Origin of the sequence: Devosia sp. (genome assembly GCF_040509215.1) — a bacterium.
Lineage (GTDB): Bacteria > Pseudomonadota > Alphaproteobacteria > Rhizobiales > Devosiaceae > Devosia.
In genome coordinates this window covers 1-4559 of the sequence record NZ_JBEVLL010000208.1, presented here as the reverse complement: position 1 = coordinate 4559, position 4559 = coordinate 1, and the positions used below count along the sequence as shown (strand labels likewise).

Below are 4559 nucleotides of genomic sequence, written 5' to 3'. Positions count from 1 at the left end.
AAAGCACACTGCGTCATGTCGCCTCGGGGGCCCAAAATCGCCCTTCCGGCCGCATGGCCCGGCACCTTCTGCCGGCACTAGACCCGTAGGCAAAACCATGAACGAGTTGCTCAGCAACTACCTGCCGATCGTCATCTTCATCGGCCTGGCTGCCGTTATTGGCCTGGTCCTCATGCTCGCCCCGTTCCTCGTCGCGTTCAAGAATCCGGATCCTGAGAAGGTTTCGGCTTACGAGTGCGGCTTCGACGCCTTCGACGACGCGCGCATGAGGTTCGATGCCCGATTCTACCTGGTGGCGATTCTCTTCATCATCTTCGACCTCGAAGTGGCGTTCCTCTTCCCCTGGGCCGTTGCGTTCCACGATATCGGCTGGTTCGGCTTCTGGTCGGTCATGGCCTTCCTTGGCGTGCTGACCGTCGGCTTTATTTATGAATGGCGCAAAGGAGCTCTGGAATGGGATTGAGCCCCTCCAACGCGACGCTGGTGACGCCCCGTCCCACCGGCGCTCTCGACCCGGCAACCGGCAAGCCCTTTGGCGCCGACGATCCGTTCTTCGCAGGCGTGAACAACGAGCTGGCCGACAAGGGCTTCCTCGTCACCACCGTGTCGCAGCTCATCACCTGGGCCCGTACCGGCTCGCTGATGTGGATGCAGACGGGTCTGGCCTGCTGCGCCGTTGAAATGATGCAGATGTCGATGCCCCGTTACGACATCGAACGTTTCGGCACGGCGCCGCGCGCTTCGCCGCGCCAGTCCGACGTTCTCATCGTCGCCGGCACGCTGACCAACAAGATGGCGCCGGCTCTGCGCAAGGTCTACGACCAGATGCCCGAGCCGCGCTACGTCATCTCCATGGGCTCCTGTGCCAATGGCGGCGGCTATTATCACTATTCCTATTCGGTGGTGCGCGGCTGCGATCGCATCCTGCCCGTGGACGTCTATGTCCCTGGCTGCCCTCCGACCGCCGAGGCGCTTCTTTACGGCATCCTGTTGCTGCAAAAGAAGATCCGCCGCGACGGCACGATCGAGCGATAGGGCCCGGCCATGACCGACACTGTTGAAACCGTCGAGCCCGTCATTGAAGTCCACCCGCTGGTCGCCCTCGGCGAACACATCGTGGCTTCCCTCGGCGAGGCTGTCACCGGCTTCGAGACCGCCTTCGGCGATCTCACCGTTACCGCTCAGCGCGATTCTATCGTCGACGTTGTCACCTTCCTCCGTGACGACGCCAAATGCCGTTTCATCTCCTTCGTGGACGTGTGCGGCGCCGACTATCCCTCGCGCGAATTCCGCTTCGACGTGGTCTACCACTTCATGAGCCCGCACCTGAACCAGCGCGTCCGCGTCAAGGTGCAGGCCGATGAGGCGACGCCCGTTCCCTCGATCACTGGCGTCTTTGCCGGTGCCGACTGGTTCGAGCGCGAGACCTACGATCTCTATGGCGTGCTGTTCTCCGGTCACCCCGACCTGCGCCGCATCCTCACGGACTATGGCTTTGATGGCCATCCGCTGCGCAAGGACTTCCCGCTCACCGGCTTTGTGGAAGTGCGCTACGACGAAGAGCGCCGCCGCGTGGTCTATGAGCCGGTCGCTCTCGCCCAGGAATTCCGCTCGTTCGATTATTTGTCACCCTGGGAAGGTACGGATTACGTGCTGCCCGGTGACGAGAAGGCGAAGAACTGATGTCAGAAGTCGACGTCCGCAATTTCACGATCAACTTCGGCCCGGTTCACCCCTCGGCCCACGGCGTGCTGCGCATGATTCTCGAGCTCGATGGCGAGCTCGTTGAACGTGTCGATCCGCACGTTGGCCTGCTTCACCGCGGCACCGAAAAGCTGATCGAATACAAGACCTACCTGCAGGCTGTTCCCTATTTCGACCGCCTCGACTACGTGGCCCCGATGAACCAGGAGCATGCTTTTGCCCTGGCCGTCGAGCGCATGCTCGGCATCGAAGTGCCGCGTCGTGGCCAGTTGATCCGCGTGCTCTATGCCGAAATCGGGCGGCTCCTCGCTCACCTGATGAACGTGACCACCCAGGCCATGGACATCGGCGCGCTGACTCCGCCGCTTTGGGGCTTCGAGCAGCGCGAAAAGCTCATGGTGTTCTATGAGCGCGCTTCCGGCGCGCGCATGCACGCAGCCTATTTCCGCCCCGGTGGCGTCCATCAGGACCTGCCGCAGGCTCTGGTCGATGACATCGGCACCTTCTGCGACGAATTCCCCGCCGCGCTGGCCGACATCGACACGCTGCTGACCGACAACCGCATCTTCAAGCAGCGTAACGTCGATATCGGCGTCGTCCCGCTGGAAGAAGCGTGGGGCAGGGGCTTCTCGGGCGTCATGGTCCGCGGCTCCGGCGCCGCCTGGGATCTACGCAAGGCCCAGCCCTATGACGCTTATGCTGAGATGGATTTCGATATCCCGACCGGCTCCAATGGCGACTGCTATGATCGCTACCTGATCCGCATGGAAGAAATGCGGCAGGCCAACAAGATCATGAAGCAGTGCGTCGAAAAGCTGAACGCGCCGGAAGGCAAGGGCCCTGTGGCCTCTGTCGACGGCAAGGTCGTTCCGCCCAAGCGCGGTGAGATGAAGCAGTCGATGGAAGCACTGATCCATCACTTCAAGCTCTACACCGAAGGCTTCAAGGTCCCGGCCGGCGAGATTTACGCCGCCGTCGAAGCACCCAAGGGTGAGTTCGGCGTCTATGTGGTGTCCGATGGCACCAACAAGCCCTATCGCTGTCACATCCGCGCTCCGGGCTTTGCCCATCTGAGCTCCATGGACTGGCTCTGCCGCGGCCACATGCTGGCAGACGTCACCGCGATCCTCGGGTCGATTGATATTGTGTTCGGAGAGGTTGATCGCTGATGAGCGTGCGACGCCTTGCAGACGAGTCGGTTCAGCCGGCAAGTTTCGCCTTTAATGATGCTAACGCAGCCTGGGCCGAAAAGCGCATCGCGCTTTATCCGACCGGCCGTCAGCAGTCTGCTGTCATCCCGCTGCTTATGCGTGCGCAGGATCAGGACGGCTGGGTCTCCCGCGCGACCATTGAAAAGGTCGCCGAGATGCTCGGCATGGCCTATATCCGCGTGCTGGAAGTTGCGACCTTCTACACTCAGTTCCAGCTCCAGCCCGTCGGCACCCGTGCCCACGTTCAGGTCTGCGGCACCACCCCGTGCATGCTGCGCGGGGCAGGGGAGCTGATCGAGGTCTGCAAGAGCAAGATCCACCACGACCCGCACCATCTCAATGAAGATGGCACTATGTCGTGGGAAGAAGTCGAATGCGCCGGCGCCTGCGTCAACGCACCGATGGTCACCATTTATCACGACACCTACGAGGACCTGACCGCTGGTCGCCTCGAAGAAATCATCGATGCGTTCCAGGCCGGTAATGGCGCCAGCATCAAGCCGGGCACCCAGATCGAGCGCCTGAACGCTGCCGCCGAAGGCGGTCAGTCGACCTTGCTCGAAATGCCGACGGCCAAGCGCGAAAAGTTCGTTCCGCCGGCTCCACCGGAAGGCGCGGCACCTGCCGCTGCGGCGCCCGCCGCTGCTCCGGCGCCGGCCGCCAAGGCCCCCGAACCGACCACGGCTGCCAAGCCCAAGGACGTCTCGGAAGAATCCGCTCCCGCTCTCAAAGGTACGCCCAAGGAAGCCAAGGTTTCCGAGGCCAAGGCCGAAGGCGAACGCAAGGCTGCCAATGCCTCTGCAAATGCAACCGGTAAGCCTGCCAAGGAAATGCGCGAAGACGCTGTCGGCGCCGAATCCAAGGCGGCCAAGGTCGATGGCGGCAAGGCTCCCGGCAAGAAATCTGCCGATGCCCCCGCTGGCGATGCTGCTGCTACCTCGGTGAAGAAGTCGACGAAGAAGATCGTCGCCGCTCCCGCCGAAGGCCTGAGCCCGACTGCCGAGACCGGTGGCCCCACGCCGCTGTTCCAGAAGCAGGAAGGCCCTGCCGACGATCTCAAGCTGATCTCGGGCGTCGGTCCGGTTCTCGAAGGCAAACTCAACGCTGTTGGCATCACCAAGTGGAGCCAGGTCGCCGCGATGACGCCGGAACAGATCACGGCTCTCGAATCGAGCCTCAACTTCAAGGGTCGCGTTGCGCGTGACAACTGGCTGCAACAGGCCGACGTCCTCGCTCGCGGCGGGGTTGAGGAATATCGCAAGGTGTTCGGGAAGGACCCGCGCTAATGCTCGCTGATAAAGACCGCATTTTTACCAACCTCTACGGCCAGCACGACTGGCGCCTTGAAGGCGCGCGTGCGCGTGGCTCCTGGGTTGGTACGAAGGAATTTCTCGATCAGGGCCGCGATTGGATCACCAACGAGGTCAAGGGTTCGGGTCTGCGTGGCCGTGGCGGCGCTGGCTTCCCCACTGGTCTCAAGTGGAGCTTCATGCCCAAGGTCAGCGACGGCCGTCCGCATTATCTCCTCGTCAATGCTGACGAATCCGAGCCCGGTACGTGCAAGGACCGCGAAATCCTGCGCCACGATCCGCACCATCTGATCGAAGGCTGCCTGATCGCCTCGCGCGCCATGGATGCGCATCT

Annotated in this window: 5 protein-coding genes and 1 pseudogene; all 6 read left to right on the top strand. The window is 62.4% G+C overall.

The genetic code is table 11. The annotated features are described in order from the left end of the window. The first annotated feature begins 97 nt into the window (after positions 1-97). Complete coding sequence (locus tag ABW043_RS11530) at positions 98-463, top strand: NADH-quinone oxidoreductase subunit A (protein WP_353921351.1); 366 nt, start codon at positions 98-100, stop codon at positions 461-463. After that, positions 454-1035, top strand: a complete 582-nt coding sequence (locus ABW043_RS11525; protein ID WP_353921350.1) for a NuoB/complex I 20 kDa subunit family protein — start codon at positions 454-456, stop codon at positions 1033-1035. The genes ABW043_RS11530 and ABW043_RS11525 overlap by 10 nt, the downstream gene beginning before the upstream one ends. A gap of 9 nt (positions 1036-1044) precedes the next feature. Next, a complete protein-coding gene (locus ABW043_RS11520) occupies positions 1045-1683 on the top strand; it encodes an NADH-quinone oxidoreductase subunit C (protein WP_353921349.1) in 639 nt (212 codons plus the stop codon). Beyond that, entirely contained in the window at positions 1683-2873 is a 1191-nt protein-coding gene (locus ABW043_RS11515; RefSeq protein WP_353921348.1) for an NADH-quinone oxidoreductase subunit D, read from the top strand. The genes ABW043_RS11520 and ABW043_RS11515 overlap by 1 nt, the downstream gene beginning before the upstream one ends. Then, a complete protein-coding gene (nuoE, locus tag ABW043_RS11510; RefSeq protein ID WP_353921347.1) occupies positions 2873-4201 on the top strand; it encodes an NADH-quinone oxidoreductase subunit NuoE in 1329 nt (442 codons plus the stop codon). Before ABW043_RS11515 ends, nuoE begins: the two co-directional genes overlap by 1 nt. Beyond that, positions 4201-4559 (top strand): annotated as a pseudogene (locus tag ABW043_RS11505) (NADH-quinone oxidoreductase subunit F); the annotation flags it as partial. The gene nuoE and the pseudogene ABW043_RS11505, both read left to right, overlap by 1 nt.

Bases quoted from the DNA above. Each gene is read 5' to 3' on its own strand.
- ABW043_RS11530 (WP_353921351.1), top strand. From the start codon at position 98: ATGAACGAGTTGCTCAGCAACTACCTGCCGATCGTCATCTTCATCGGC.
- ABW043_RS11525 (WP_353921350.1), top strand. From the start codon at position 454: ATGGGATTGAGCCCCTCCAACGCGACGCTGGTGACGCCCCGTCCCACC.
- ABW043_RS11520 (WP_353921349.1), top strand. From the start codon at position 1,045: ATGACCGACACTGTTGAAACCGTCGAGCCCGTCATTGAAGTCCACCCG.
- ABW043_RS11515 (WP_353921348.1), top strand. From the start codon at position 1,683: ATGTCAGAAGTCGACGTCCGCAATTTCACGATCAACTTCGGCCCGGTT.
- nuoE (WP_353921347.1), top strand. From the start codon at position 2,873: ATGAGCGTGCGACGCCTTGCAGACGAGTCGGTTCAGCCGGCAAGTTTC.